1 pseudogene is annotated in these 1,812 nt (G+C 75.0%); it reads left to right on the plus strand.

Annotated features, from left to right (window positions below):
* Positions 1-208 precede the first annotated feature (208 nt).
* Positions 209-1,812, plus strand: a pseudogene (locus tag CCN51_RS52295) (hypothetical protein); the annotation flags it as partial.

The following is a 1,812-nucleotide window of genomic DNA, read 5'->3' on the forward strand; positions in this document are numbered from 1 at the left end:
ATGGCGGGCAGCGCCGCCATGGCCGAACTGCTCGAACTGGGCGTCGTGCCCATGAGCGACGGCAGCGCGACGCTGTTGCCGCCGGACGACAGCGACGACCTGGAGCTGGTCGCCGACGCGGGTCTGCCCTTCCACACGCCCTGACCAGCCACCACCCGACCGCCCCCGCTCCGACCGTTCCCCTTCACGACAACGAGAGTCCGCCGCCATGTACGAGCTGTCCCGGATCCGCCTCTACTCCATCGGGCCGGCCGGTGCGCGCTATGCCGACACCGTGCTGGACCTGCGCGGAGTCGGCGAGCCGGTGCCCAGCCCCGCCCCCACCCAGGCGGAGTTCTTCGAGGAGGAGCCCGTCGGCCCGCCGCGGCGTCCCGCACCCGCCGGTGTGCTCTTCCTGGAGAACGGCGGCGGCAAGTCCGTCCTGCTCAAGCTGATCTTCTCGGTGATGCTGCCCGGCCACCGCAACACCCTGGGCGGCGCCAGCTCCGGCGTGCTGCGCAAATTCCTGCTCGCCGACGACTGCGGGCACGTCGCGCTGGAGTGGCAGCACACGGTCACCGGTGAGACGGTCGTCGTCGGCAAGGTCAGCGAATGGCGCGGCCGCCAGGTGTCCAACGACCCGCGGAAGTTCGCCGAGGCGTGGTACTCCTTCCGCCCCGGACCGGGCCTGAGCCTGGACTCCCTGCCGGTCGCCGAGTCCGCGGCGGTGCGGCCCATCGTCGAGGGCACCTCGACGGCCCGCGGCCGACGCCGCACCATGAAGGGCTTCCGCGACGCCATCACCGAGGCGGACAAGGCATATCCGCACCTCGACGTGGTCTGGGTGGAGATCCACGAGCGCTGGAACGAACACCTCGGCGAGCTCGGGCTCGACCCCGAGCTCTTCCGCTACCAGCGGGAGATGAACGCCGACGAGGGCGAGGCCGCCGGCCTGTTCGCCGTCAAGAACGACTCCGACTTCACCGATCTGCTGCTGCGCGCCGTCACCGACACCCGCGATACGGACGGGCTCGCCGACCTCGTGCACGGCTTCGCCCACAAGCTCGGCCGCCGCGCGGAGCTGACGGCCGAGCGCGACTTCACGGCCGGTTCGCTGGATCTGCTGTCGCGCATCGCGGATGCGGGGGAGCGGCGTGAGCAGGCGCGCGGGGTGCACGCGGGCGCCGAGCGCCGCACCCGTACGCTCGCGTGGCGGCTGTCCGGGCGCGGCGCCGAGGAGCGCGAGCGCGCCGCCGAGCTCGCCCAGCAGGTCGCCACCGCGGCCCATGCCGTCACCGAGGCGGAGGGGGCGCGCGGCCGCGGCTCCCTGGTCGCCGCGGAACTCGCCTACCGGCACGCTTCATTGGCGCTCGCCGCCGCGGAGAAGGGCGCGGCCGCGCAACGGCGCGAGGTCAACGACGCCCGTACCCTGCACTCCGCGTGGCAGGCCGCCGAGACGGTGCTGCGCCACCGCGCCGCCGCCGACCGCTCGGCGCGCGTCGCCGCCGCGATCCGCGAGGCCGAACGGGACGCCGCCCCCGCGCTGGCCGCCCGCGCCAAGGCCGCCGCCGACCTCGTACGCGCCCTGCACGCGGCGGCCGAGGACGGTGAGCGGCTGGCCAACGAGGAGGAGGAGCGCTCCGCCGCCCTCCAGGAGACGGGAGAGGCCGCCCACCGCGACGCCACGGCCGCCGCCACGGCCGCCCAGCGCGCCCGCAGCGAGACCGAGCACCTGCGGCAGCGGCTCGCGGAGGTCGAGCAGGAGACCGCCGAGGCGGTACGAGCCGGCTGGCTGGACGACTCCGCCCCGGACGCCGACCCGGCCCGCGCCGC

The sequence above is a fragment of the Streptomyces milbemycinicus genome (assembly GCF_002154605.1).
Taxonomy (GTDB): Bacteria; Actinomycetota; Actinomycetes; order Streptomycetales; family Streptomycetaceae; genus Streptomyces; species Streptomyces milbemycinicus.